The 26,419-nt window shown below is 41.8% G+C and carries 25 protein-coding genes and 1 other RNA gene; 15 read left to right on the top strand and 11 right to left on the bottom strand.

Annotation, left to right across the window (positions count from 1 at the left end; genetic code table 11):
• Nucleotides 1–11: 11 nt before the first annotated feature.
• A complete protein-coding gene (locus tag ACYCS5_RS15880; RefSeq protein ID WP_459759759.1) occupies nt 12–3,110 on the bottom strand; it encodes a DNA/RNA non-specific endonuclease in 3,099 nt (1,032 codons plus the stop codon).
• Nucleotides 3,111–3,622: 512 nt separating this feature from the next.
• On the opposite strand from ACYCS5_RS15880, the gene ACYCS5_RS15875 reads away from it, so the two are divergent.
• On the top strand, nt 3,623–4,072 hold the full coding sequence (locus ACYCS5_RS15875; protein ID WP_257127139.1) for a hypothetical protein: 450 nt from the start codon (nt 3,623–3,625) through the stop codon (nt 4,070–4,072).
• Between the two features lie 101 nt (nt 4,073–4,173).
• On the opposite strand, the gene ACYCS5_RS15870 is transcribed toward ACYCS5_RS15875, so the two are convergent.
• Together ACYCS5_RS15870 and ACYCS5_RS15865 are read right to left on the bottom strand one after the other, a co-directional pair.
• Entirely contained in the window at nt 4,174–5,298 is a 1,125-nt protein-coding gene (locus ACYCS5_RS15870) for a WG repeat-containing protein (protein WP_459759758.1), read from the bottom strand.
• A 242-nt stretch (nt 5,299–5,540) separates the two neighbouring features.
• Nucleotides 5,541–6,146 (bottom strand): hypothetical protein, encoded by a 606-nt coding sequence (locus ACYCS5_RS15865; RefSeq protein WP_459759757.1) that lies wholly within the window; start codon nt 6,144–6,146, stop codon nt 5,541–5,543.
• A gap of 192 nt (nt 6,147–6,338) precedes the next feature.
• Here ACYCS5_RS15865 and ACYCS5_RS15860 point away from each other — a divergent pair, with 192 nt between their 5' ends.
• Both ACYCS5_RS15860 and ACYCS5_RS15855 read left to right on the top strand, forming a co-directional pair.
• The gene (locus tag ACYCS5_RS15860; protein ID WP_459759756.1) at nt 6,339–7,061 is read left to right on the top strand and encodes a phosphodiester glycosidase family protein; all 723 of its coding nucleotides are present in this window, start codon (nt 6,339–6,341) and stop codon (nt 7,059–7,061) included.
• 116 nt (nt 7,062–7,177) lie between these two features.
• Complete coding sequence (locus ACYCS5_RS15855) at nt 7,178–7,753, top strand: hypothetical protein (RefSeq protein WP_459759755.1); 576 nt, start codon at nt 7,178–7,180, stop codon at nt 7,751–7,753.
• 60 nt (nt 7,754–7,813) lie between these two features.
• Here the strand turns inward: ACYCS5_RS15855 and ACYCS5_RS15850 are convergent, their stop codons facing one another.
• Nucleotides 7,814–8,725, bottom strand: a complete 912-nt coding sequence (locus tag ACYCS5_RS15850; RefSeq protein WP_459759754.1) for a copper amine oxidase N-terminal domain-containing protein — start codon at nt 8,723–8,725, stop codon at nt 7,814–7,816.
• Between the two features lie 137 nt (nt 8,726–8,862).
• Between ACYCS5_RS15850 and ACYCS5_RS15845 the strand changes: the two genes are divergently transcribed.
• Complete coding sequence (locus ACYCS5_RS15845) at nt 8,863–9,030, top strand: hypothetical protein (RefSeq protein WP_459759753.1); 168 nt, start codon at nt 8,863–8,865, stop codon at nt 9,028–9,030.
• Between the two features lie 555 nt (nt 9,031–9,585).
• On the opposite strand, the gene ACYCS5_RS15840 is transcribed toward ACYCS5_RS15845, so the two are convergent.
• Together ACYCS5_RS15840 and ACYCS5_RS15835 are read right to left on the bottom strand one after the other, a co-directional pair.
• Nucleotides 9,586–9,753 (bottom strand): hypothetical protein, encoded by a 168-nt coding sequence (locus ACYCS5_RS15840; protein WP_274483519.1) that lies wholly within the window; start codon nt 9,751–9,753, stop codon nt 9,586–9,588.
• A 13-nt stretch (nt 9,754–9,766) separates the two neighbouring features.
• On the bottom strand, nt 9,767–10,150 hold the full coding sequence (locus ACYCS5_RS15835) for a hypothetical protein (RefSeq protein WP_274483518.1): 384 nt from the start codon (nt 10,148–10,150) through the stop codon (nt 9,767–9,769).
• 281 nt (nt 10,151–10,431) lie between these two features.
• On the opposite strand from ACYCS5_RS15835, the gene ACYCS5_RS15830 reads away from it, so the two are divergent.
• Nucleotides 10,432–10,827 carry a hypothetical protein gene (locus ACYCS5_RS15830; RefSeq protein WP_274483516.1) on the top strand — a complete coding sequence of 132 codons (396 nt, stop codon included), beginning with the start codon at nt 10,432–10,434 and terminating at the stop codon, nt 10,825–10,827.
• Entirely contained in the window at nt 10,800–11,315 is a 516-nt protein-coding gene (locus tag ACYCS5_RS15825) for a hypothetical protein (RefSeq protein ID WP_459759752.1), read from the top strand. Before ACYCS5_RS15830 ends, ACYCS5_RS15825 begins: the two co-directional genes overlap by 28 nt.
• A 274-nt stretch (nt 11,316–11,589) precedes the next feature.
• On the opposite strand, the gene ACYCS5_RS15820 is transcribed toward ACYCS5_RS15825, so the two are convergent.
• On the bottom strand, nt 11,590–11,889 hold the full coding sequence (locus ACYCS5_RS15820) for a hypothetical protein (protein WP_459759751.1): 300 nt from the start codon (nt 11,887–11,889) through the stop codon (nt 11,590–11,592).
• A 251-nt stretch (nt 11,890–12,140) separates the two neighbouring features.
• Between ACYCS5_RS15820 and ACYCS5_RS15815 the strand changes: the two genes are divergently transcribed.
• Nucleotides 12,141–13,181 (top strand): hypothetical protein, encoded by a 1,041-nt coding sequence (locus ACYCS5_RS15815; RefSeq protein WP_459759750.1) that lies wholly within the window; start codon nt 12,141–12,143, stop codon nt 13,179–13,181.
• A gap of 33 nt (nt 13,182–13,214) precedes the next feature.
• Here ACYCS5_RS15815 and ACYCS5_RS15810 read toward each other — a convergent pair whose 3' ends face one another.
• Nucleotides 13,215–13,577, bottom strand: coding sequence for a helix-turn-helix domain-containing protein (locus ACYCS5_RS15810; RefSeq protein ID WP_025675877.1), 363 nt, complete (start codon nt 13,575–13,577; stop codon nt 13,215–13,217).
• A 222-nt stretch (nt 13,578–13,799) separates the two neighbouring features.
• On the opposite strand from ACYCS5_RS15810, the gene ACYCS5_RS15805 reads away from it, so the two are divergent.
• The 8 genes from ACYCS5_RS15805 to ACYCS5_RS15770 all read left to right on the top strand — a co-directional run bounded on the left by ACYCS5_RS15805 (nt 13,800) and on the right by ACYCS5_RS15770 (nt 22,408).
• Entirely contained in the window at nt 13,800–13,946 is a 147-nt protein-coding gene (locus ACYCS5_RS15805; RefSeq protein WP_249507051.1) for a hypothetical protein, read from the top strand.
• 163 nt (nt 13,947–14,109) lie between these two features.
• Nucleotides 14,110–15,735 carry a hypothetical protein gene (locus tag ACYCS5_RS15800; RefSeq protein ID WP_459759749.1) on the top strand — a complete coding sequence of 542 codons (1,626 nt, stop codon included), beginning with the start codon at nt 14,110–14,112 and terminating at the stop codon, nt 15,733–15,735.
• A 140-nt stretch (nt 15,736–15,875) separates the two neighbouring features.
• Nucleotides 15,876–16,859, top strand: a complete 984-nt coding sequence (locus ACYCS5_RS15795) for a hypothetical protein (protein WP_459759748.1) — start codon at nt 15,876–15,878, stop codon at nt 16,857–16,859.
• Between the two features lie 213 nt (nt 16,860–17,072).
• Nucleotides 17,073–17,630, top strand: coding sequence for a bifunctional DNA primase/polymerase (locus tag ACYCS5_RS15790; RefSeq protein ID WP_459759747.1), 558 nt, complete (start codon nt 17,073–17,075; stop codon nt 17,628–17,630).
• Entirely contained in the window at nt 17,612–19,522 is a 1,911-nt protein-coding gene (locus ACYCS5_RS15785) for a DNA primase family protein (RefSeq protein WP_459759746.1), read from the top strand. The genes ACYCS5_RS15790 and ACYCS5_RS15785 overlap by 19 nt, the downstream gene beginning before the upstream one ends.
• Before the next feature lie 399 nt (nt 19,523–19,921).
• Entirely contained in the window at nt 19,922–20,371 is a 450-nt protein-coding gene (locus ACYCS5_RS15780; RefSeq protein WP_459759745.1) for a JAB domain-containing protein, read from the top strand.
• A 99-nt stretch (nt 20,372–20,470) separates the two neighbouring features.
• Nucleotides 20,471–20,638, top strand: coding sequence for a hypothetical protein (locus tag ACYCS5_RS15775; protein ID WP_431085892.1), 168 nt, complete (start codon nt 20,471–20,473; stop codon nt 20,636–20,638).
• 210 nt (nt 20,639–20,848) lie between these two features.
• Complete coding sequence (locus ACYCS5_RS15770) at nt 20,849–22,408, top strand: recombinase family protein (protein WP_459759744.1); 1,560 nt, start codon at nt 20,849–20,851, stop codon at nt 22,406–22,408.
• On the opposite strand, the gene ssrA is transcribed toward ACYCS5_RS15770, so the two are convergent.
• From ssrA to rnr, 3 genes are all read right to left on the bottom strand, one after another.
• Nucleotides 22,369–22,733, bottom strand: a transfer-messenger RNA (tmRNA) gene (gene ssrA, locus ACYCS5_RS15765). The two genes, ACYCS5_RS15770 and ssrA, sit on opposite strands and share 40 nt — an antisense overlap.
• A gap of 250 nt (nt 22,734–22,983) precedes the next feature.
• Nucleotides 22,984–23,463, bottom strand: a complete 480-nt coding sequence (smpB, locus tag ACYCS5_RS15760) for an SsrA-binding protein SmpB (RefSeq protein WP_013308270.1) — start codon at nt 23,461–23,463, stop codon at nt 22,984–22,986.
• A gap of 283 nt (nt 23,464–23,746) precedes the next feature.
• A complete protein-coding gene (gene rnr, locus ACYCS5_RS15755; RefSeq protein ID WP_459759743.1) occupies nt 23,747–26,362 on the bottom strand; it encodes a ribonuclease R in 2,616 nt (871 codons plus the stop codon).
• Nucleotides 26,363–26,419: the final 57 nt, after the last annotated feature.

The following is a 26,419-nucleotide window of genomic DNA, read 5'->3' as shown; positions in this document are numbered from 1 at the left end:
TAATCTCCTTTTCAATTCAATAAATTCTTGACGAAAACTTCACCATCTATTTCATACTGTACATTAAATTCGGAAGGTCGCAAACTATCCCCCTCATATTTAACTTCTGCGTCGACTTTCACCTGTTTTCCATTTTTCAAGGCTTTAGCCCACTGGTTTTCTATTTTTTTGTATTGACTTAAATTTATATTACTAGACTGTGAAACCAAATTGTCCAGATCTGGTGAACCACCAAATCTATCTCCTGCTAAATGACCGGCATGGTCGCCTGGCTCTTTGCCTGGCGTTTTCGGATTATGTGGTAAACGTTCTTCTCTTGTAGTTAATTTTAAATCATCTGTACTAAACTTATCAATTCTCCCCAGATGATCTGTTTCATAATCATATTGGTGCTCACCAGCTTTATACTTCACATTCGGTTTAAGTTTCCCTGCATCATCAAATGGATTATCGGCAGAAGTCTTATTAGGAGCTTTATCCATCCCCTTAGTTCCGGGCGGATTCTCGTTTGGTTTGCTCGGTTTCTGTGAGCTAGGTGTTCCTTCGCTCTTGCCTGACTTCGCACTAGAAGGTTTAGACGGCGTTGAACTATTTAGACCCTCGCTTTTAGACATTCGATAAAGGTCCTTAGCACTTTCCACACTATTGGATGCTCCCGTATACGTTACCGCCGTCCCATGTGCTCCCAAAACGACAGATTGTGCCATAGCAAGGACGCCTACAGGTGCCCCTACTCCTGAAGCTGTTACCAAACCACCTAAGAATCCTTCCGTCACAGCACCAACCGTTTCTACGGCTCCGGCTACAGTTGTCAAAGAATGTCCGATCACTTCACCTGTTTTACGCGCCATCGGATGATCTGAGGTATATTCCTTATTCATTAATCCAAACGAATAATCTTCTACAACCGCTGCTGCTGCTCCTAATACAACTTCTCCACTCACATCTGCGGCATACTCCAACTCGTTCGCCATCTGCTTCGCCATAATGGCTTCATTTTCCGCATTCTGGAGCTGGACTTCCGCCATAAGATCCCACCATGACTGAGATTCTTTCTCTTGCTTCGGCTTCGACTGTTGAGCCATGTAACTGTCATAGTTCGCCCTCCAGCGTTGTCTCAAATCCGCAGGAATTTGCTGATAGGCATGAGTCATAGCATTCGATTCTTTCAGCAAGTTTTGAACGAACTCTAGGGGGCCACCGGAATGCGCCACATGGCGTGCACTCGTATATACTTTGCCTAAAATCCACTTGCTATAATAGGCTTGTTTCGCTTGCTCATGCTCATACTGACTAATCAATCCTTGAAGCGCCAGACCTGCCAAATGTTTCAACGGATGTACACCCGCTTCTTTAGAAGCTCCCAAGGTAGGCGTTCCTTTGCTCCGAACAGGGATTGCTGCGGATACTTGTAAAACCGTTGCCGCCACTTTACCTGCTATTCCACCCGATGTATTCAACATCACACTGGCTACTTTCCCGACTGCTGGAATAGAGCCTAATAGCTTGGATACTGTACCCAGCAAAGCATTGGCCTGCTGAAGCGCCGCTGGACTTGTGACTTTCGCGGTAGGAGTATTGCTGGATGGAGCTTTGGCTGTTGCTGCAGTTTGAGCCGCTTCATAGGCTTTAATACTCATCAATGGAGGCTCAGGTACAGGAGGAAGATCAGCTACGAAAACTGGAGCTTTTACCGTACCTTCCTGATAAATCACTGGAGCTTTGGTATCTGTCTCACCATCTAGCACCATACTGCTGGCTCCACCTTTTAAATATAGTGCAGTTCCAGCTTCCAGTGATAGTTCCTGACTTGCATCCAGCTTTACATGACCGCCCTGGATCTGTACATTCCCCGGACTGTTGACAGTGATGCCCGTATCCTCATGTAGTGTAATCGAAAACCCATCGGAAGTGGACAGGATCAGCTCCTGCTCAGACATTTCGATGCCGCTGCCTTGTACGTGTTTCCATACCTTCACATCTGGTTGTCCATTGGCGTGGCGATGCTGTCGTAAGGAATCGGTCACATAGGCTTCCTGTTCACAGTGTGTAGGTAAATACAGCTCCACTTGTTCCCCAATTTCAGGCATGTCGTACCAGCCGCTATGCTCTTCCGCTACATAACGGGTGGCTACGGGAAACCAACAAGCTTTAGCTGGGTCTTGCTTCGGATCAATTTCCAGTTGAAGTTGTACCAAATCCTGTTGTACTTTCAACACCGTTCCCGTGAGTGAAATCCCGATGGCTTGATCATTTTCATACCGAGCATACTGAATATCCTGTTCGGCTTGGAGATCGTAACGAGTTTGGAGTAAACCGTCCTTTAACTCTGTCACTGCCCTCACAACGACCAGCTCTTTGCCTTGTCCAATGGGTAACGTAATCAAGTCACCCAGCGCATAGTATTGCAGATTTTCAATCGTATAGGTGACATACGCGCCAACACGTTTCCCTGGTTTTCCTGTATCTAACTCATGAAATGTTTTCCGTACCCTGTAAAATACATCTCGTTCCACCTTGTACTGCTTGCCTTCTGGCATTCCAAAGAAAATCTTAGGTGATGCAGCCGTGATCTCCGGTACAAGTACCGAACCAAAGCGAGAGACAAGACGCTTTAAAAAGGCCCAATCGGTTTCTTCATATTGTAAAACAAAAGTACCTAATTTAGCATAATTAGTCACCGTATCAATGGCATCCCCATACATGTACTTCCGAACCATTGTAGTGACTAGATCATCATAAGTACGGTGAATATCCTGATAGGAGCGCCTTTTCGTTTTGGTATCCATTTGATAGGAATGCGAAGCCGCCTCCAGTTCAAAAGTGTATACTCCCCGTATGCAGTGCACAGACATGCGTGTAATTAATCCATGAAATAAACGTCTAAGCGACTGCCCTTGCTCATCTAGCTGACGTATGACAATCGGTTCCTGCTCCATGTCCTGTCCAATGCACGCGGCTCCCTGTTCTTCCGACAGCATGCCGCTCACATATAGGAATACATGATCGTTAACGGCCCTGGTAATTCGCAATTGTTCCATATGCTGAGGTTGAAAAGGACCGTATAAGCGTAGACTTTCATACCCTATTCCGTTTTGCAGTACGTCCAAATGCTTTCATATCTCCTTCCCAGCGGCACAAGGTACGTCGCCAGCTACCTTGTGTTTAGCTACCACACAATTCAAATTGTGAGTTTAAGAGGTTATTTTTAACAGCCAACCATTCTTATGTATGTATCGGATAGAATAAAGATTTTGTTTACAGAAAGCCCCATCCATTCTGTTATTTTGAATAATTATAGCTAATGAATGAATATATGAAGTACCCCAGAACCATCGTTCCCTTTAAACCTCAAAAAGCGACGATACCGACGAAAGCGTCACTCTACGCCAACGTGGTATTGTCGCTATTCTTTTCTATAGGATTGGAGCTAATGCCTAGTCAATAGATGAAAGAAAATATAATTAAATAAAACCAAAATATATATTGCGTTACGTCACGCTATATAATATAATAGAAAACGTAGACAAGGAACACAATCAAAACAAATTAGGTGAGGGATACACCAAATGTTTTGTTATCCTATTGTGATCCTACCTCAAAATTCTAAGGAGGAATTACAATGGTAAGAAGTGCTAGTATTTATGCTGCTGCAATTGATGCTTTAAAAGTTGATGCGAAAGATTCAAAATATCAACCAGTTGGAGGTACTACTTATTGTAATGTTTTTGCACAAGATGTAATGAAAAGTTCATCTATTGCTACCCCACTACCAGGAGGTACTGCAAATGATATGGCAGATGCATTATACGGTAACGGTACTCCTGGTTGGTACTCTGTAAGTTTCATTGACGCTCAGAATAGAGCTAATAATGGTTATCCAACTATAGGCATTTTAAAAGCGTCAGGACATGGCCATGTAGTAGTCGTAAGACCTAAAGGAACAGCGATAACCCAAATAAGAGATGTACAAGTTGCTCAAGCGGGTAGTAAAAACTTTAACAGTACCACAATAAACTGGTCCTGGAAAGCAAGTGCTTTACCCGATGTGAAATTTTACACTCACAATTAGTTGGTACAAGAAAATCAAAAGGTGGACGCAGTTTCATATGCTCCACCTTTTTACTTATAATATTTGGTAGGTCTGTTCAGGTGACTTTATCCTAAACTAATTTATATTTTCTTTAATATGAATGCATTTCCAGATGTCTTTATAGCCACAGCATAACCATTATTAAACGATGAAGATTCTTTTTTGTATTCAAGCTTAGTCAGTAATTTACCTTTATGATCTATATACCCAAACTTTCCGTTGGAACCGGATTCGATACCGACTAAGGCTATGCCTTCTTTAAACTTAAAAGCACTATTGTACTTTTGATAACCAATAACCAACGCCCCTGTTTTATTAATATATCCAACCATCCCTCTTTCATTATTAACGCTTGCCAGCCCCTCACTAAAACCGTCGGCACCAGTATATTTAAAAGGGATTATTGCCTTCCCCCTTTTATCAATAAACCCCCACTTCCCTTTGTCATTTTGAACTGCAGCTAAACCCTCTGAGAAGTCTAAGGCTCGTTTATACTGCGTAGGGATAACCTCTATACCTTTTGTATCAACGTAGCCATAGAGACCTTTATCGTTTTGAATCACCGCTAGCCCTTCAGAAAACCCACGGCCAAAAGTATATTTAAGAGGGACTACGAGGTTACCAGATGTATTTATATACCCGATTTTATTTCCTTTTGGTGCATACGCTAAAGCCAAATGGTTTGTAAAAATATAATCAGAATCATATTTATCATTTAAGCTTGAAATGGTTTTACCTGCTCTGTCAATTAATTTTACATTACTAGAACCAGGAGCCTTAACATACGCTAGCCCTTCAGAAAACGTCCCAGCTTCTTCGTATTGAAAAGGGATAGTTAACTTTCCTTTCGTATCAATATATCCGTAAAGATTGTTTTTTTTGCTTTTGACAACTGCTCGTTGATCGTAGAAATCAGAAGATGGTGTAATATAATCAGGAAGGGAAAATGCCTTGTTGCCTTTAGGATCATAATACATGAGCGTACCATCTGCATTTTCAGAAAACAGCAACCCATCATGAAATTGTCCATCACTTTCAGGTGCTACAAGTTTAAAATTTATTGATGTTTGTGAAATGTGAGTAGGTGCAGCATTTTGTGATTTTTCTGCTGATTTGGTCGTACCGGCAATTGCAACGCCATTATTGTTTGCGCAGCCAATGACGAAAGCTAAAGCTAGGAATGTAGCAAATTTTCTTATTCTCATTTGTTTACTCCTCGTATCTTATTTGTATCATTTCGTTCTTTTTGACAAGAAAATAGACGAGTATCAGAGCTTACAAGTTGATAACCCCCCAGTACAGAGGATTCATATGGAAGCAAGTCAGCCCGCAAGAAGTACCCCTTCAACCATAAAAGCAACAATACTGCCGAAGGTATCATTTAACACAAATATTGGTGCCGTTACATTTTGTTCTATAGAATAAAGAAAAGAATCATCCTGATTATCTAATCAATATTACGAATTAACCAGGTACCAGAACTGTTTTTTGTAAAATGATAAGTAATTCCGCTATTTACTACCTTATTTTTAGATTTTATTCGAAAAACAATTCCAACCCTAATTACCTCAGAATTTTCATCTTTCTCTATGGTATCTAAATTATCAAACATATATTTATTTCCATTACCAAAAAAATATGCTAGATGATTTGGGTCTTTTTTAAACTCCTCTGAAAGGTACTTCTCGAACTGAATCTTATTATCCTTGACGATTGCATCTAAATTACTACTTAGTTTACCAATAATGTCGTCATTAAAAAAACTCTTCTTGTAGTTGTCAAAATTGATAAATACCCCCTCTCTAAATTTGGGGGAATTAGGTTCCTTATTTCCCTTATCGTCAACAGCAGTATAGAGTACTTCTTTTTCTTTCTGTGGAGCATCGCCTTCCATCTCATTACCTGATATTTTATTACTTGTATCTGTCTTTGTGTGTTCGGCAGTCTGTGTTTGATATGAACTTGACTTTAGAGCTGATTCTTTTGGGGTACATCCTGAAAAAACTAACATACTTGAAGCCAATAAGCACAAAATCTTGAATTTTTTAAGCAAATCAGTCCACTCCTTACAAATATAGATACACTTATTAGACGATGAACAAGAAAAAAAGTTTCGAATATTATATTGCGTTACGTAACGTAGTATGATATTATATAAATACAAAGAGTCGCTGACAAAAGGTAGGGTACCTTTTCATTAGTGATTACCCTCTCTTTGTAACTCATAATAAGGAGTGTGATTTAGATGGGTCAAGCTACTTTTAATGAACCTTTAAAAATTGCTGGTTTATATGATGTTTCTTATATCTCCGCTGATGTAAGAGACGTCTCAGTACAAAGTATAAGTGGTAATGTAAGAACCTCCCCCTACCCAGGTGTTAATGGTACTTTTTTTAACGGTACTACTGGAGAGCTACTTGGCATTGCAGTAGGGAGACAAGGTAATCCAGTGAGAACTGGGGGGCATAAAACACCAAAAGGCTATAGACGAGGTACTTTCTTCTGCTACAACCCTGAAGACAGCACTGCAGATATTACATGCTCAAGTCATGTAGTTGAATTTCCAAATGAATATCCTGGCCTCACTAGATGGATTAATTGGGCAATTGGTGGCTTGAGTCTCCATTTAGATCTAGATTTGAATTCGAGACGATACTACAGCATGGTAAGAGATGAAGAACATACGGATTCTATAGGAAGTTTTGGTCCAGGCCAAGCCAGACCGCGTACACTCATTGGCTATAAACCATCGAATAAACGGGTTGTGCTAGCTTATGTTGCTAATGCTGAAGTTTTTGATGCACGTGGCGTTTTGCGTGAATTAGGATGTACAACTGGAGTTATGCTTGATTCAGGAAGTTCCTCGCAAATTAAGGCAAAACCTTCTGATCGAAGCCAGCCTGTCAATTTGGGCAGTGCTAATCTTGTGTATAACATGGTGGCAGTAAATCCTTCTTCCTGGGCATAAGTTTCTTCTAAACTCGAAATCTGCAAAATCGACCTAATATATTCTTAAATTATATTTTTTTAATTATATATAACGTAATGAAACGCAACGAATTATAATAATGGGAGAGATGTAAAATGGCTTTAAGTCCATCTGATAACATTGTAGTTGTAAGATCATCACGTACTGATTTGACAGGTATTAAAGGCGATTTAGTTCTTCCTCAGAACTATTCAGTAACAAACAACGGCGCAGATTACTTCAATTTTTACTTTGGTTTTGGTGAAGACTATATGGAGGGTGGTGTTTCTTACTCGAAAAAATGGGGATCTAATCCTTGGCACAAGTTCCTTAATAATAGCAAATCTGATGCTTATACCGCAGCAATGAGTCAACCATCTCCTGGGCAGCGTATTTCCTTCCGTCTTGAAAACAACAAAAATCAGACGGCAAGTTTCTATATTAATGATAATCTTGTTACAACGCTGAGAAATCCTAATCTCCCTACGACATCTTTTGTTAAGATGGCACAAGGCGCAGGAGATTATTCTGGCACTGTTACTTACAGCCAAACATCGTATTCCAACCTACAGTACAGAGACTCAAATAACACATGGCAATCCTGGACAAGTGGCTTCAACCCCGTATACACTTATAGAAAATCTGACTTGAAAGTTTATTCTGAGTTGCCCCTGAGTACATCACTGAATTAAAGGTTTTGAGTTAACTAAGCGGGCTGAAAATTTTTCAGCCCGCTTTAATCTACATTGTTATTATTTATTTATATCTGGAAATGAAGTAGTTGATTTAGAAATGTCTAAGTGGCCCAATTTCTTCTCCTTTCCCTGCTTATCAATAACTCCGTATGATAAATCATCAATCGGTGCAATAAATTTATAATAATCCACTGCGCCATCAATCGTTGGTCTACTTCCTATTTCCTTAGTTATTTTAAAGGGTAAAAATGATAGTCCTGTATTCTTAGCAGATTTATTCTCATCGAAGTTAGCTGACCACTTTTCCAGACGCTTACCATTCTTCACTTCATAGTAAGTTATACGGCCAATAGTTTGTTCAAAGTATCGATCCGATATTCCAACGGGGAAATAAACAATTCTAGTTGCTATCCCACCTGTTGATAACTCATCACCCAATGCAGTAACAGGGAGGTTAGTTGTTTCTTCTCGCGCTTTAGATAAAGCAGTCTTTTGTGTGACGGTTGAACTTGAGGTAGATGAAGGCTCTCCAATCCGTATAGTTCTAGCCTTTGCATTCCAACTCACCTGTTGTCCCGTTGCCTCACCAATGAAACGCAAAGGAACCATTACACGTCCATGTTTTAGTATTGCTGGTTGCTCCAACTCAATTTTAGTACCATTCTTGGATGCAGTGCTATTGTTAAGTTTCAAAGTAATTGTTTCATTATTGTGTACAACTGTGACCTCCTTGTTGGTATTATTCCAATTAATCTTAACCCCTTGAATATTAAGCTTAGTTATAACATTAACAGGCACCAAAGTAGTTCCTTTGATGGCATATGGGGAAACATCAGATGAAATAGTTCCTTGGTTCCCAACAATCTTTATGTCATTACTTTTTGCATATGCTTGGTGTAAGGGAGCACTCAAAATAAGAGAAGTTGCTATAGTAGAAATTATTAAAGAGACTGCTTTTTTACGTTTCACTTTATCCATCTCCTTGTACAAATTTGGATTTCTTTATATTTTTTTCACAAATACAACCATGATATATGACGTTATTCACTTATGGAAAGTTGCGATTATTCCAAAACAAATAAATGTTATTCAAGGTGGTGATACACTTGGAAAGTATTGATTTATGGGTTAACTTAGTCAGTAATGTGGGTTTTCCAATCATTATTGCTATCATCTTATTGAGAAACCTAATGAACAGCATTCAAGAGCGACTTGATGAGCTAAACAAGACCATGAATGAGTTACTAGAAACAATTAAAAAACAAAATAAGTAAAATAAGCATATTAAACTCCATGTTACTAATGGAGTTTTTTCACAATAAATTATATCAAAGCTTGAAACTTTTAGAAAAATCGAACGTTTAATATAGTAAATATTTTCATTGATTACAAACGTACGTTCGTATATAATCAATAAGTGAAAAAGAATACTTATAGTATATTGCGTAATTGTACGTAACGTAATATAATGAAATAAAAGGGAATAAGAGGGGGAATTCACTAACAATGGACTATATTTCGCTCAAGGAAAGCTTTCTTTCATTTCGAAATTTGCCAGCTTCTCCACTTTCGTCACATGTCCATGAAATCCTTAGTACTGAACATACAGATTCCAAAATTGCATTCGAAGTTCTAGACGAGCCGGAGCTCTTTAGCTTACTTCTAGTAACAACCAATGCAAAAGAGGATTACTGGAATTTGTACCTTTTTTATATGGATCAAGTTGAAAGGAATACCAATCAATATCGCTATCATTCTTTCTCTATCAGCGAGAGTCTTCACCTACATAACTGCCTAACCAAACTGTTTAAAGCATAAAAAAACAGGACTCATTTCGAGTCCTGCCCTGTCCCTTTCACTCTTTGGTACTCCTCTTCAATAATTCTAGTGAGTAGCTCAGTGGCGGTGACCCCCAGCTTTTTAGCCGCCTCTGCTAACTCTTTCTTTATATATGCAGGCACATCATAATGAAATTTCACTTTATTCCCATAAGCCATTTTAAATTCCTCCTCATTCCGCTTTGTTGTTGTGCATCACTTCATGATACTTCTGATCAATTAAGCGAATTAACAACTGAGTCGCTGAGGTTTCCTGTAGATCCGCACATTCAATGAGTTTCTCTTTCACCTCTGGTGCAAATTCATAAGGTAATTTAAGCTTTGGCTCAGACATTCGGCCACCCATATTTTTTTCGACCTGGATAGCTTTATTGACCATCAATTCTAAGGAATCTTTCTCTAATATGTTCACTTCCGTATATTTCTGGAGCACTCTGGATAAATACGATTTTAACGCCTTTTGGTTATCCTCATCCAAAGCAATAGATAAAGTGTTATCTTGTACATGCAATTCACAATCAAAGTTATTTCCAAATAAATTGATATTGTATTTCACGCTTACACTCCTTTGCCAAAGATTAAAGTTTTGTTACCTATAATATACTTTGTTTCGTTAGGTTACGCAATATTTTTAATGAAATTATAACACAATCATTGTAAATTATTTATTACTCCACCATACTTCGTATTATTACTGAAACTTCAACATGCATCTAATGTAGTCTATTGACAAAAAAGTTATCGTAAATCCGTCTTTATCAAGAATAAAAGTAAATATTATAACTCTGAAAGACCCTTCATTATGCCTGGTCTTATTTTCTTTTAGGAGGTTACGTTGTGCGCATCATACAGACCCAGCAAGACATCGACTCACTGCAACACTCTCCGCTTGCCCCCACTTTTTTAAAACACATCCAGGAATACTTCACCCAGCTTCGCAACTCATTCTATGACCAAGATGATCCGTATTTCTCCCTCCAACCTTACGGCCCCATCTTCATACTAGAGGCAGGGGATAACCTACACGATCTAAGCCTCGTAGGTTTTAGACGAGAAGACGACGGACTTTTCGGTATTTGCCCTGAATATGTCGAGTTGTACGACCTCAGCAACACCCAGATCTACAAAATCGCCGTCATGAACACCAATGACTACATCATCACTCTGTTTACACAAGTCGGAATTCATCACAAGGAGGCCGAGCAATGGCTAAAAGAACAAGCAGAAGTTTAAAGGCAAATGAGGAAAACATACTGAACAAGCTAAAAGAGGTCATTGAATACAACGGGGATATTATCAATGATCTAGAATCGTACGGAAATACCTGGATCATGGCAGTGTCACTTAAATCATTCATTCACAATCAAAAACAGTTCCTACCCGCCTGTTTGGAAGAGCATGAAGTGCTCCATCCCGAACAGGCCTTTTTTGTGCGTGTGATCATCAGGACAACCGATCAGAGTGGGACAAACAGATATGTGGACGGTACGAATCTGTTTGTGACGATAGACCAGGATACTGGAGTTGTAGATATTTTAAAAAAGGATGAAGCACTGTCAGATAGCCCTGTATTTCATGGCGGTGAAATTGCAGATGCCTTACGTTGGGTGAATGAGTTAGCCGATCCTTGCTACATCGCGCTAGAAGACCCGTTCCTTACACCGGAGCAACGCATTCTGTTCATGCAGAATGCAAAAGAAGATGATCCCTTCCTTGCTTAAAAGTTCCAAAAAGTGACGGTATCGATAAAATCTCTTCTCCAAAGCTACATTGGACACTGCATATATTTTCAAAACACTTAAATCGGATTGTCAATACAAACGTTATAATCATCGACACCGAGTCCAAATCCATATTAAGTATAATTACAAGTTTCTTGTTTTGGGTTAGGATAAGATCTGTACTTTAAGGCAAAAAAATCTGCACTTAAGTGCAGATTCCAAGGACGTTTTATTCTAATTTTCAACCTACAGTCAGTTAGGAAAATTCATCCTTCTACCAAGCTATGCTGTGTCTACCAGTTTTCATAAATTTCTTCCATCCTTTTTCAAGAGCATCATGAACAGAGTCTACATGTTTATCGTCTTTACTTGCATTTACCCCTATATAGTCATTTCCGCTATCAAACCCCTCAGGAAATCTCGTTGAGTAATCTTCCCAATTATCTTGAAGTTTACGGATCTTGACTAAGACAACTTTACCATCACGAGTAACTGCGACATACTGATCTTTATCGTCAGTACCATTTTTAATTGCGTTTTTCACATCATCTCTTGTGAACGGTGTACTACTCATACCTATATCATTCTCCTTATAATTTTATATTTGTATGTAATTAAAATCAACTTAATTAAACCACAAATTATTCCAAATATCTACCATGCATAATATTCCAAAAATAGGTAGGAGTCCTTATCGGTGGTTCCTAACTTTTAATTTGTATACCGACCTTAGTATGTACGAACTTAAAAAATCACAAGATAACTACTTTAAATCTAAATCTGTATCTGTGCTATCTTAATATTGTTAGAAATGGAGCGAAAACCATGCCAACATTAACCTTCACGGAGAAAGAAAAACGAGCTCTTGCTACTCTCATCCAAGAGCAGATAGATACACATCTCACACGCTTCCCCTACGCCAGATATCCCGTATATCCTTTGGAAGAATGGAAGCGTCTTTTGTGTGATCCAGCTAATGTGGCGCCGACGATTTTAAAGCAAATACTTGGTTGGACATTCGGAGGCTGGCAACGGAAAGACCTACCCTCTGCACAAAGTAATGTGGTTAGAACCGTCATAAAGCTGTGGCCGGAGTTCACAGAAAAAATGCCCTCAGAATCCGCTGGCATCCTTCAATTTTGGGAAGATCGGCTGACAAACTGGACGAATGGATTTCAGGCTGTTTCCTTCCTTTTACACCTCATGCGTCCTGACGAATACGAAATCACGGACTCCCATCGCCTTCAAGCCATGTACGAATTGCTTCAAACAATCAATCACCAGGAAAACGACCGTAGTTTGTCACGTTCGTTACTTGACCTCGAAAATTACACTAGCTTTTTCCGCGCCATCTTACCCAAGCTTTCCTTTGGTGATCACAACCGTATTCAACTCGACCGTTTTCTAAAAGCATACGGCAACCGTCATGCTTACAAAAATGTAGATAGCAGCTACATGACTAGTGAGCCACACATCTGGCAATTCTCATGGAATGACGCTAAAACAGAACACTACGACTTGGAGAAAATCACTTTGCGCTCCAATGCAGATGTTCTATTTGCTTGCCTGCTCTCCTTACTGGATAAACAGCCTGATGTGGGGCAAAAACTTACCATAGGACAGGTCGTTGAGCTGCTCCCTTTGGGTACTGGAGGCATTTGTAATCCCGCCAGTTTTAAATATGCTCTCATTTCCTTGTTTGGTAAGCAGAAAGGACGGGATTACTTCATTACGGACGATTCTTCGCTCCAACAGGCTTTTACAGTACAAGCCAACCAATCGACTCGTGACATGAAGTTTTACACTCATTTTCAGGGAACAAAAATTACTGTTAATAAGAAATATATTAAGGAGCATGATCTTTGATCTAATCATCGTAAAATTACATTGAAAACTACATTATTTATTCTTTTCTTTATCAAATGTATGAAGCATGTCGCGCACAACTCTTTGAATCATTGCAACCTCCTCAAAACTTCTTTCCATGAGTAAAGAACGGTGCATTTCTATAACATGATGCTTCTCTGTATTTCCTTCAATTCCATCTAACGAGCCGAACCTAAAAATTTCGACAGGTTCAACTTCAAGTGCAGAAGTAATTTTATCAATTGATTTCAGCGATATGTTTCGCTCTCCTCGTTCAATGCCGCCAATATAGGAGTCCTGTAATTCGGACAGTTCTGCAAGCTTTGCTTGAGAAAGTCCTCGCTGCTTGCGTAAATTCCTGATCCTTGCTCCGACCAATTTTAACAAATCAGACATCCTATGCACCCCTTATAAAGTAAGGGTAGTTAAAATGAATAAGGTTAAGTAATACTACTAAACTATAAAAATATCTTGTTTAAGGTATTATAAGTACTCTATAATGGATTTATCTTACTTATAGTACTTGAGTAGTAGGCCAAATTGTATGTCATCAGTATCCTGCATAGATGGAAAGTCGCCAAAATCGTCTTCTATTTCATACTGAAAGGGTTGAATTGAATGTTAATGAAGTGGGCTATTGGGGGAGCAGTCCTTGGACTGATTGGATCTATTTCTACGGATACGAGCATCATTTCAGGCATCGTATTCGGTGCAATACTCGGTGTAGTCATTAGAAAATGGATCTTTAGGAATATGTGGATGTAGCCCTGGTGGGTTTCTTTAAAAGATAGGAAACAAGGCCAGCCCAAAGCTGGCCTTTTGCACAAAACAACGAATAACTAAACTGGACTAATTTATAATACAAATCTCATAACTTATATTTATTTTCATTAGCTATGTTAAATCAATGTAGAAAGGTGTACCGCACATGCTAACCAAGACTGAACAAGTTCCACCCCCTCCGAAAAATTTCACTTTTGAATGGAACGGAGGTTTCAGTTACCTTACGTACTTAAAAAAGAAAACAACCGTTACATTCGAGGACGAAAAGCTGTTGCTCACTAGACAAAACTTCATCTTAGGCGCTTTCCCCTTACAACCATCGACTCAGGACATTCCGCTCACCCACATCAACTCCGTGGCTGTGGGTTCCAAAATCAATTGGTTTGACTTGGTGTTTGCTATTTTGTTTGTATTCGTCACTCTGATCACCATGAACTTTTTCCCCTTACTTTTGACCGTTCTTTTTCTGTGGCGCACCTTTAACACCAACATTCAAATCGGCCAGCGCTCAGGAAACAACCTGAACATCCTAACTGGTTCTAAAGGTGATTCAAACTCATTCGTTCAATTTTTAGCCGATACAATTAATCAAATAAAACATTCCGACAACACAAAAACGGGACAAAATCCCATCGTTCCCCAAGTCCTAAGCAACAAGCCTAAAAAAATATTTGGCATAGTAAGTGCGGGAATTGTGGCGATTCTCATTTTACTGCTTGTCATTGCATCACGCGGAGGCTTTCATAATCCATACGTCACCTGGGTTAAAGATGCTACGGTTCCAGGCGGCACCCATCATACGATGGACGAAGCCCTGAGCAATGACAAGTATTTTAGCAATGTCGTCTGGAAACAGGTCAACAAGGGCGGCAACGAAGAAGATGTAAACAAATACGTCATGTACCAAGCCACCTACACCGATCAAGGCGTGAGCATCAACATTCAAACCGTGTTTCAAGTGTTTGCTGAAAATCAATTTACTCCCGTTGCTTACGCTATTGACGGAAATGGACAAGATCTGTCGGACTGGACTTATTTTTTAGTAGAGGTTACTTCCAAACTGGATGGAAACCCCTCATCCTCTGATAAAGAAACTTGGCAAGAAAGCACCTCTACTTCCTCCACTTCAACGTCCTCTCAGTCAGAACCCCCGACTCAAGACATTACTGAAACCAAGTTACCTGTACAGGAATCCGCTCCTCCTGTACGGGTAGCTACAACACCTGTGAAGGAAGCACAGACTCCAGCTCCAGCAGTAGGTGCCGCCCTAACGGTGAGCTTAAAGGATTTCAAGCACTGGACTCCTCCTGCCGATCTCACCTACCCTGTTCGTTTAGATGGGGATAACATGGACATTGTGCTGGGATTAGATCATCCCAATGGGATTAAGGTACAAGTCGTCGATCATGCTTTGGAGCAGGGTTGGAACATACCCTTGCCTTCCATAGAAGGCAGTACTCCCTTTGATAAATTTGGAGACCTGTTACCTGATTACTCCCTGGCTGTCAAAGAACATGATTTTACTCAAGATGGAACGCCTGAAATTGTTTTGGTTGCGAGTGATGGGCAAGCCGACATGTACGTATGGATACTCACATATAATTTCATGGCTTCGGAACAAGGGACTTCACCTTTAGAACTGATGTGGAGTGGCATGGGACAAACGGATATTTTAATGTCTGGCAACCAGCTCCTACTTCCATACGGTTCGCAGGGACTGTACGAGGAATACAATTACACGGGTGGTGTTTTCGTAAAAAATACACAGTAGCTAGATCATATTACACAAGGAGACGAGTTAGAATACTCGTCTTTTTTTTGTTCCCCTTTGTATCACCATCCTGAGAGACAAAGATTGCCCCCCACTAAGTTTTCATCATAAAATAAGAAAAACTATTAGGTGGCGATGACATGGATACAATCATTAAAATTCCATTTTCGAAAATTGGAGAAGAGCTGTTTCAGGAATCTGATAAAGAAGAGAAGTATAAGAAATTGGACCCTTATGACTTAGAGGAAAAAAAGAAGGACTTCATCAAAGCACAAAGATATGATTTTTTACTTATCTTGAGGATTTTAGGGGTAGATACCGAAATCTCTAAACATCCAGATAGGAACGAATACTCCTTGCCTGAATCCCAAAAAGGAAGTATTAAAAAGCTATTATCCCTTCGGTCAGGAAAGACTATTCAAGCCTTTAGGAAATTCTATTCAGATTTAAAGAGCTTTGATTTAGAAAAACAACTGACAAACGAGGAAATTAATTTCCTTCGCGAGAGGTACAAAACCGAATCCAAAAAGTTTGATCTTTCTGAATTGGAAGAAATTGTAGATTTGGTGGCACTCATTCTGAAAGACGGAACTACTCCCCTTCAATATAACCATTATGTGGAGAAAATGTATAATCTAACTAGAGTTCATCTAACGCAAGCCACAAAAATGATCGAGCAGGAACTGGTTCCATTTGTGACGGAAAAGATTGACAGGATCTTTCCAATATTAAAAAACTATTCTTTGAATGATGCCGATAAAGTAGAGCTACTTCGTTTTTATAAAGACTTGATTGTTAAGATTAATCATGATTTCAATTCGATCGTAAACATAGCCGACGACATCAGAAGTTCTGAAATTAATGCTATATCTGAAAAGGAAATAGAAGATTGGGATAAATCACTTTCTCCCATTGAAGATATCTTAGAGCAGGCCCGCGAACAGTACAGAGAGGAAAAAGAAGAAAGAAAACATCAATTAAAATGGTCTGAAAAACAAATTCAGGAAATAGATGAATTCATCAATTCAAGACCTGCAGATAATAAAACCAATATGAATTCTAATGAGTACAAGTTCAAGCCTGAAAGATATAAATTAAGTGCATATCAAGATAAATTAAGGTAGTAGGAAAAGGCGGAAGGAGCTCCGCCTTTTTTTTGTTTACAAGATTCGTTAAACCAGTATTTTAACCAAATTAAAAATCATTTAATACCACAAATAAATGAATATATCAAGGGGTTTAGAAATATAAAAATTTTCTCCCTATTTTGCGCTTTAATCTTGTCATATTCTAAAAATAGAAAGACAAGCAAGAAGACATAAACGGGAGGAAACAACATGAACAATGCAGACCGACACAAAGACACTACAGATCGTACGGAGGAAATACGACACTACTTTTACAAATACGCTGACATGGGCTTACCTGTCATTCCGCTTTGCCCTCACGATCACGAAGGAATGTCTGAGAGGCATAAAGAAACGTGCAGTCATCCTGGAAAAGCCCCTTTTTTGAAGGGATGGCAAGAGGCTGTGCCACCACCCCAAGCCAAGATTGACCGTTGGCTCTCCAAATACCCGTCATGTAACATCGGTTTGGTACTAGGAGAGAATAGTGGCATCATCGGCATCGACGTGGATGGAGAGAAGGGATTTGACATCCTAGAGCGCCTTTCCCAAGGGAATGTACCCTCTACATTGCAATTCAGTACCCCAGGCGGAGGAATGAGGTACTTGTACAAAATCCCGGAAGGATCGTCGTTCACTAGTTGGGTTGAGCGACACCCGACGGAGTCACATTGCGAAGTAAACGTGTTGGGAAGTGGACGTCAGACCGTTCTCCCCCCATCCATTCATACAAACGGAGGTCAATACCAATGGATCATCGAACCCTAAAGGCCAGTACAGTGCTGGCAGAAGCACCCTCATGGATTTTCCAGCGTCCTACTCGGGTGCCAACCAACAAAAATACGTTTGCATCTGCACAAAACAACGTGCAAGGTAACCTGAAAACCTTGTACGATCGTTGCCCTCGTTTTGCCCAGGATTATGCCACCCAGCAACAACATGGCCTGGATGAAGAAACCTGGTTTAAGTGGGTACAGTTACTCCCAGAGGAATTAGCATTAGAGTTTTCGGCGCTTTCGGATAAACACGACACACATAGTCAGAATCGCATTCGTCAATTACAGCAGAACAAGAAGCCGCCTACGCGCTGCCGCACATTTGGCTGTAATGAACAACAAATCACCACTTGCTTTCAACACCATGTACGTAAAAATGAGGAGGGAATCATCGTGAATAGTCCTGCTAAAATGTTGAGCCAACCCAAAACAAAAAAAAGTACTCGTCCTAATCCCTACATGTCCAAAACGGCCAAACTGAGGTCTGTGTACAATAAAGGTCCGAAAGACGTTGGTTTCACCCTAGATAATAACAACAAGCCGGCTCGCTTAAACCCTAACCTGTTTTCAGAATTCATCCGTCGTCATTACCTCAAAACTATTTTTGTAGCTCCTGAGCAACGCTACTATGTTTACAATTCTGGAGTGTGGCGAGATCAACTTCCCGATGTACTCAAAAAGAATGTACGAAGAATTCTTCACACTTGGGTTCCTTATTTCTGGAGTTCTAAAATCGAAGCAGAGTACATGACTGCCTTGACACGTGATTGCACACGGGAACATCCAATGGACAGCAAGCGCGACTACATTAACCTGGAAAACGGGATGCTTGACCTACGTAATTTCCAATTGGAAAAACATCGTCCTACGTTCTATTCCAGCGTACAGGTTCCCATCGAGTATGACTCTAAAGCTACATGCCCAAAATTCGAGGCCTTTTTGAATGATATTTTCGACCAGGACCAGGAGCGTATTGACCTCATTGCTGAAATCTTTGGCTACTGCCTGACCACATCCACCAAAGCCGAGCAAGTCTTTCTCTTTTACGGAAAAGGGTCTAACGGAAAGTCTGTACTCATTCATGTGCTAAAAAATTTGGTCGGAGAGCGGAATACCTCAGCCCTTTCGTTAAATGATCTGGAGAAGCCCTTTGCTCGCTCTGAGATGATCAACAAGTTGGTCAACATCACCACCGAGAATGAAGTCGGCAGTAAGGGGATTGAAACGAGCTACCTAAAGGCCATCGCTTCTGGTGATCCTGTTCGTACCGAAGAAAAGTTTAAACAAGGGTACATGCAGGAACTATTTTGTAAGCTCATATTTGCAACCAACAACCTGCCCTACTCCAAGGACAAAAGTTACGGACTCATTCGTAAAATGACCATTCTTCCCTTTGAAAAGACATTTACAGACGAGCAAAAAGATCCGGATTTGAAGGACAAGCTGATGAAGGAAGGTGCTGGTATTTTGAACTTCGCGTTAAAAGGATTGGAACGTTTACGTAAACACTCCTACCGTTTTACAAAGTCAAAAAAGGTACAGCAACTGGCTAACCAGTACAGCCAAATGATTAATCCAATTCAAGTGTTTGTTGAGGATATGATTGAAGCTAATCCTGAGAGTAAACTACTTAACAAGGATCTAAAGGCCGGTTTTGTAAGCTGGTGTCAGCGTGAAGGCCATAACGGTCTGTTCAACATAAGCAATCAGCAACTGACGAATAAAATAAAAGAAGTTTTGAATGAACAAGGAATTGTATTTGAAACCAGTAAGTCTGGTGGGGAACGTTTAATCAAAGGCATTTGCCTGAAAACCGCGCCTAAGCCTTCTTGGATGAAGAGCACTCAGGTCCAAGTCGTTGATAACATTGAAGACCTGGATTAAGCGGTAGCAAGAGGCATTGTGGGGCAGTCAGGGGCGAGGATGTGACAGATACATCGAAGGTACGCCACATCTCAATTCCTTGCCTGGTAAGGGATTTGGAGAAAGTGGGGCGCTTGTGGCTTTCTTTTTCCCCCCTGACAATTTTTTTATCCTTCATCATCTAAAAATAAAAAGAGTAGTTTCCCAGAAAAAGGGTCACAAACGCCACGACACCTAAAAAAGCCATGCCCTGCAAAGAAAGAGGCTAGTGGCACAGGCTTTCACAAACGTCACTTTCGGGTCGCTCCAGCGCCACCACCTAAACAGGTAATCCGTTTCAACTCCTCTTTCAAACAGACATTATATTTTTGTAGTCCTGATCACAAGACTACATCACAACCTGTTTAAAGGAGGAACACCATGAAACAAACCGCTAAACGTGTACAGGTGCTACACCTGCACACCATTCGAGAGAAATCCCTGCTCTTTGCAGATCGGGTGGTTCACAGGCCTGAGGACACCGTTTGCCTTTTCCGAGAGTTCATCGGGGACTGTGACCGGGAGGCCTTTTGTGTCCTAACCCTGAACACCAAGAACCAGCCCATGGCCTTACAGTTGGTTTCGCTGGGTACACTCAGCTCGTCCTTGTTACACCCGAGGGAGACGTTTAAACTAGCGGTGCTGTCCAACGCTGCGTCCATCATTGCTTGTCATAATCATCCTTCTGGCAAGCCAGATCCTTCTACGGAAGATCTGGACATGACCAAGCGGCTTCAACAAAGCGGTGCTATTTTAGGCATTGAACTGCTGGATCACATCATTTTGGGCGATGACTCGTTTGTCAGCCTCAAGCAAAGGGGGCTCATGTAATGAATCAAGCCATACTCACGTTGATCGTCGCTGCTGCTCAGTTGGCATTCGAGATCATCGCCCAATCTAAAAAAAGATAAGTAAGGGGTTTTTGCTCTCATGCCAATGCATTACTCGACTCGTATTTCCAGACGCAAGCTCAAACAATTTTGTACTGATCCCGATGCTTCTTCCTGGCTTACTTCCGATCAGGTACGGGAAACGACTACTTCATACTACCAACCTGCCGTTGAAATGCTGGATACCATTTTGAAGCGAAAACGATAGGCTCACAGTTACGTTCCTGATGATACCTAAGCGGTAGACTTTTCAGAACGCGAACACATCCATACACTTTAATACTTTAACGCTTTTGTTAGATATATCAATCTGTGGCCTCTCCTTTTACAGAGGGGCTACTCTTTCCCTCAGATTCACCTTCTTTTACAAATTCATCACCATCATCATTCGCCTTCATCGAAAGGGGTAACTATACTAATGACCATTCAACGCGCCGCAGCTTACGCTCGCTTCTCCAGTGACAACCAACGGGATGAATCCATTGACGCTCAGGTTCGAGCCATTGAAGCCTACTGCAAACAAAAAGGCTTTGAACTCGTTAAAATCTATATCGACCGCGCCAAAAGCGCCACCACAGACAAACGCCCACAGTTCCAGCAAATGATTGTCGATAGTGAAAAAGGCCTTTTTGATGTGCTCATCGTTCATAAGCTGGATCGTTTTAGCCGGGATAAATACGACAGTGCTAAATACAAACGCAAACTGAAATTGAACGGTATTAAACTGTACAGCGTCACCGAAAACCTAGATGGCTCTCCCGAAAGTATCATTATGGAAACTTTTCTGGAAGGTATGGCTGAGTACTATTCCAAAAACTTGGCCCGTGAGGTCATGAAGGGAATGAAAGAAACAGCATACCAATGTAAACATACAGGCGGCTTACCTCCCATCGGCTATGCTGTAGATCCTGTAACAAAAAAGTACATCATTAATGAAGAGGAACGCGGCATCGTCGAAACTGTTTTTTCTATGTTCCTCGCTGGCCACGGCTATAATCAGATCATTCGGGAACTGACGGAGCAAGGCTACACATCACGTTATGGGAAACCGATCAGCAAAGGAACCTTAGGTACCATTCTTCGCAATGAAAAGTATACAGGCACTTACATTTTCAACCTCACCGACAGCAAGGATGCGGCTGGTAAGCGTAATGGTAATCGACACAAAAATAGTGAAGATGTGATTCGTGTCGAAGGTGGTATGCCACAACTTGTAACCAAGGAAGATTTTCAGAAGGCACAGGATAAGATGAATCAAAACAAGCGCCAACCTGGCGCTTACAAGGCAAAAGAAATGTACCTGCTTAGTGGACTTATTGTTTGCGGGGAATGTTTGAAAAACGTAGGTATTCAGTATGCCATGATGGGCAATACCAAATACAGCGGTAGAAGCAAGCTCAAATATGTTACCTACCGTTGCGGCAACCGTGACCGAACAAAGGCATGCAAGAATCCCGAATTACGCCGGGAGTACATTGAAGCCTATGTACTAACCCAACTCCAAGAGAAGATTTTTAACGATGAAGCTATCCCTCTTCTGGCTAAACAGCTTAATGAGTACCAGAAGTCCAAAGAAACTCATGTGAAAGCCGATCAACAACGCCTGAACAAGAGTCTGGAAGGTGTAGAGCGCCAGATCGATAACATTGTAAATGCGGTGGCTGGCGGTCTGAACAATCCTACCATTCTCGAAAAGTTGTCCTCACTGGAACAGCAAAAGATTGAGCTAGAAACGAAACTGCTTGAGGCTCAGCAGGTAAAAGAAAAAGCAGCCATCACAGAGGATGCTCTGCGACAACTGCTTTCTGGCTTTCAGGACCACATCACCAGCCGGAACCTTCCTGAGATCAAGAAGTTCATCGGCAGCTATGTAGAAAAGGTGATCGTCTACAAGGAACACGTAGAAGTCATCTTTAAGCTACAAGTTGTGGATTTGATCGATGGAGGCGAGGGGAGTCGAACCCCTGTCCGAAGATAACGACACATAAGCTTCTACGGGTGTAGTCACAGTTTTGATGTCACCCGAGTATCGCCCCGTAACCGGCTATACGTTGGGTCAGCCTGATTATCTTCTTCAGCTCACCGCAGGCGGAGATGAGACAGCGTATCCCACTATTTGTTAGCCCCTATCCCTGTCACATGGGCGATGCAGAGTAGAAGCACGCACACAGTTTCTTAGGCTGCGAAAGCGTAGTTGTTTTGTTGTTTGCCGTTTAATAGGCTTTAGCGTTGATGAAGCGGACGCGTCCCCACTACCCGCTACCCATGCTCGAACTATCCCCGTCGAATCCATAAACGCCCCCTTATTATAAAAGGGCTCCACGGATAAATCCGGAAATACCGGAGCATAAGCATGCATAATATCAAAAGCTGAATCCTAAGATTCAACACTCGAACAAAGTTAAAAGCTTTAAAACTGACTACTTCGTTAGTATACCATATTACAGGTCATTACGAAACGAAATGAAGCCATTTAAGCCTTATAAAATAGCACCATTAGAGGAACAAGTAACTTTTCCACGTAATTTGTACCATAACTAATAATACAATAACTTATCTCGCAATTTTCTGCTTCTCGCGCAAAGCGCGTTGGATATCACGTTGTGCATCGCGTTTAGCGGCAGCATCACGTTTATCATACTGCTTTTTACCTCTACCCAGTCCGAGCAAAAGCTTGGCATAACCATTGCGAACATAAATCTTTAACGGAACAATCGTGTAACCTTCCTGTTTGGACAGACCGATAAGCTTGCGAATCTGCTCTTTATGCAACAGCAGCTTACGCGTACGCGTCGGATCGGTAGGATTATTACGATTACCTTGCTCAAAAGGACTGATATGCATATTGTGAATATGAATTTCGCCATTACGGATCGTAGCAAATGCATCACTTATATTGGAACGACCATTTCGCAGAGACTTAATTTCCGTTCCCGTTAATACCATGCCCGCCTCGTAGGTGTCCTCAATAAAATAGTCATGGGAAGCTTTTTTGTTCTGGGCGAGCACTTTCCCGTCTGCCTTCTTACCCATGAATACCACTCCTTATGAATAACGTAATTCACTCTTGAAATCCAGGCATCAAAATCTGGCTACAAAGAGCCACCTAGAAATATATTGTAACAAATTTCAGATGGTAAAAGCAAGAAGGGTCAAGCCTTCTACATTTCTAACTAACACTAACATCACACTTAAAACAAGGCGGCTCCTATCCGTTACTGCAGACAGAAACCGCCTTTATACCTAAGTCGCATGATTAGTTTCATCCCCTGCCACGAAAGAAGACTCCTGCCTTCTAGCAAGCAAGTATAGCCACCTACTTCTTCTTTTTCCGCACAAAGCCAGCGGTGCTATTGCCGCCACTTCCGCCCTTATTCTTCCGTTTGCGTCGTGCTGCTCCTTCACCGTTTGGTCTGGCATCACTTCCTGGTGTAGCTGCTCCGCCGATGAAAATACCGCTGGCAGACGTCTTCTTCCGTCGCTTGCTTGCCCCGGATGCTGGCGAGTTATACCCGCCCTTGCCACTGCCAAAGCCGAAGCTGCTAGCTGAACCAGCTCCTGCCCCGTTCCCACCGCCGCGCCCTGAACGGCCTGCGGTGCTAATGCCTCCGTTACCTGCGCCAGCCTCTTTTGGCTTCCCGGTAACATCACGACTGCCTTTACCCTCTTTGCCAGTCTTATCCTTGCCGCCCTTGCGGTCACGCCCTTCTCGGCCTTTGCCTTTACCACGGCTCTCGCCACGCGCAAAGCCTCCGCCCTGTCCTGTACCGCCAGTCCGTTCACGGCGTTGCCGTTGCTTCATATCGACAAGTTCAAAGTCAATTGTGTAATCTTCCATATTTACACGCGCGACCCGAACCTTAACCTCATCTCCAATGCGGAACACCTTGGAGGTGCGTTCGCCGATCAACGCCATATGCTGCTCGTCAAAATGATAATAGTCGTCCGTAAGCGCACTCAGACGCGTCAGACCCTCCACTGTATTGTCGAGCTCAATGAACATTCCGAAGCTGGTTACACTGCTGATGATTCCCTCGAATTCCTCGCCGACCTTATCCAGCATGTACTCAGCCTTTTTCATCTGCTCTGTATCACGCTCTGCATCCACAGCTACACGCTCACGCTCGGAAGATTGCTGCGCAATATCAGGCATACGTGCAGTCAAATATTCCTGACGTTCGGCTGTTAAAGCCCCGCCATTCTCCAATACCTCACGAATGACACGGTGAATCACCAAGTCAGGGTAACGACGAATCGGCGATGTAAAATGAGAGTAATATTCCGCTGCTAGTCCAAAATGACCTGTCGACTCCGCATCATACTTTGCCTGCTTCATCGAACGCAGCATCATCGTGCTAAGCACGGTTTGCTCCTTCGTACCCTGAATGTCTTCCAGCAACGTTTGCAGTGCACGCGGATGAATGGAATTCCCTCTACCTTTGATCTGATGCCCAAAATTAGCTGCGAAAGCCATAAAGTTTTGCAGCTTCTCTGGATCTGGGTCCTCATGAATCCGGTACAAGAAAGGTACTTTGAGCCAATGGAAATGTTCAGCTACCGTTTCATTGGCCGCCAACATAAACTCTTCAATAATTTGTTCAGCTATCGTACGATCCCTCTTCACAATATCGACAGCTTTACCTTCATCATCAACAATCACTTTGGCTTCATCAAAATCAAAATCAACTGCACCTCGGCGCATTCGATTAGCACGCAGCTTCAATGCCAATTCCTTCATCGTGCCGAATACATCAACCAGATCCTTGTACCGTTCCATCAGTTCAGCATCTTCCTCTTCGAGGATTTTGCGAACGTTAGTGTACGTCATCCGTTCCTTCGTTTTAATCACACTGGTGAAAATATCATGCTTTACAACCTTCATATGCTCATTGAATTCCATCTCACAGGATAAAGTCAGTCGATCCACCTGTGGATTCAAAGAACATATTCCATTCGAAAGTCGATGTGGAAGCATAGGAATGACACGGTCAACCAAATACACGCTACAACCGCGGTTATATGCCTCCTGATCCAGCTTGGAGTTCTCACGCACATAATACCCTACGTCGGCAATATGAACGCCCAGACGGTAGTTTCCGTTCGGCAAGCGCTCTACATTGACAGCATCATCCAGGTCTTTGGCATCCTCACCATCAATGGTAACAATGATCTTATCACGCAGATCGCGCCGTCCCTGACGTACAATCTCTTCTTCCGTAATCGCGTCGGGAGCATTCTCGGCTTCCTCTGTCACTTCATCTGGAAAAGCTTCCGGAAGCTGATGCTTGCGAATAACGGACAAAATGTCAACGCCTGGATCATCCTTATGACCCAAAACCTCCAACACTTCGCCTTCCGCCGCAGCTCGTCCTTCTGGATAGCTCACAATGTGCACAACGACCTTTTGCCCGTTCACAGCTCCGTTGAAGCTATCCTTTGGAATGAAAATATCCCGGTTAATGCGCTTATCATCCGGCAAAACAAAACCGTATGCTTCGTGGCTCTGAAACACGCCTACTACTTGAAGCACTGCGCGCTTCACGATCCGCACAACTTCGCCTTCTAATCGGCCACCCGCAGGTCCCTTCGACGTCACTCTTACCAGTACCGTATCTCCATTCATCGCACTCTTCAAGTCGTTAGCATGAATATATACATCCGGGTGCTCCCGGTCCTCTGGAATCAAAAAGGCAAATCCCTTGGCATGAGCCTGCAAACGCCCACGCTGCAAATCCATCCGTTCCGGCACGCCATAACGGTTTGTGCGGGTCAGCAGAATTTTCCCCTCTTCCTCCAAGGCATTCAAAAGCTTAAGAAATTCACGGAAATCTTCGGCATCCTTAATATCAAAATGCTGCTCCAGCTCCTGGTAAGTCATGGGTTTGTATGCGGTCTCGCGCATAAAATCAAGTAGTTGTTGCTCTGTTATCATAATATTGTCCACCTCGGGTGACCTTTAATTTTCAGTAATAAAATCCGCATGTCCTTG

It is taken from the genome of Paenibacillus sp. SEL3 (assembly GCF_054602585.1).
Note: the sequence above shows the minus strand (reverse complement) of the source record. Positions and strands in the feature narration are given on the sequence as shown.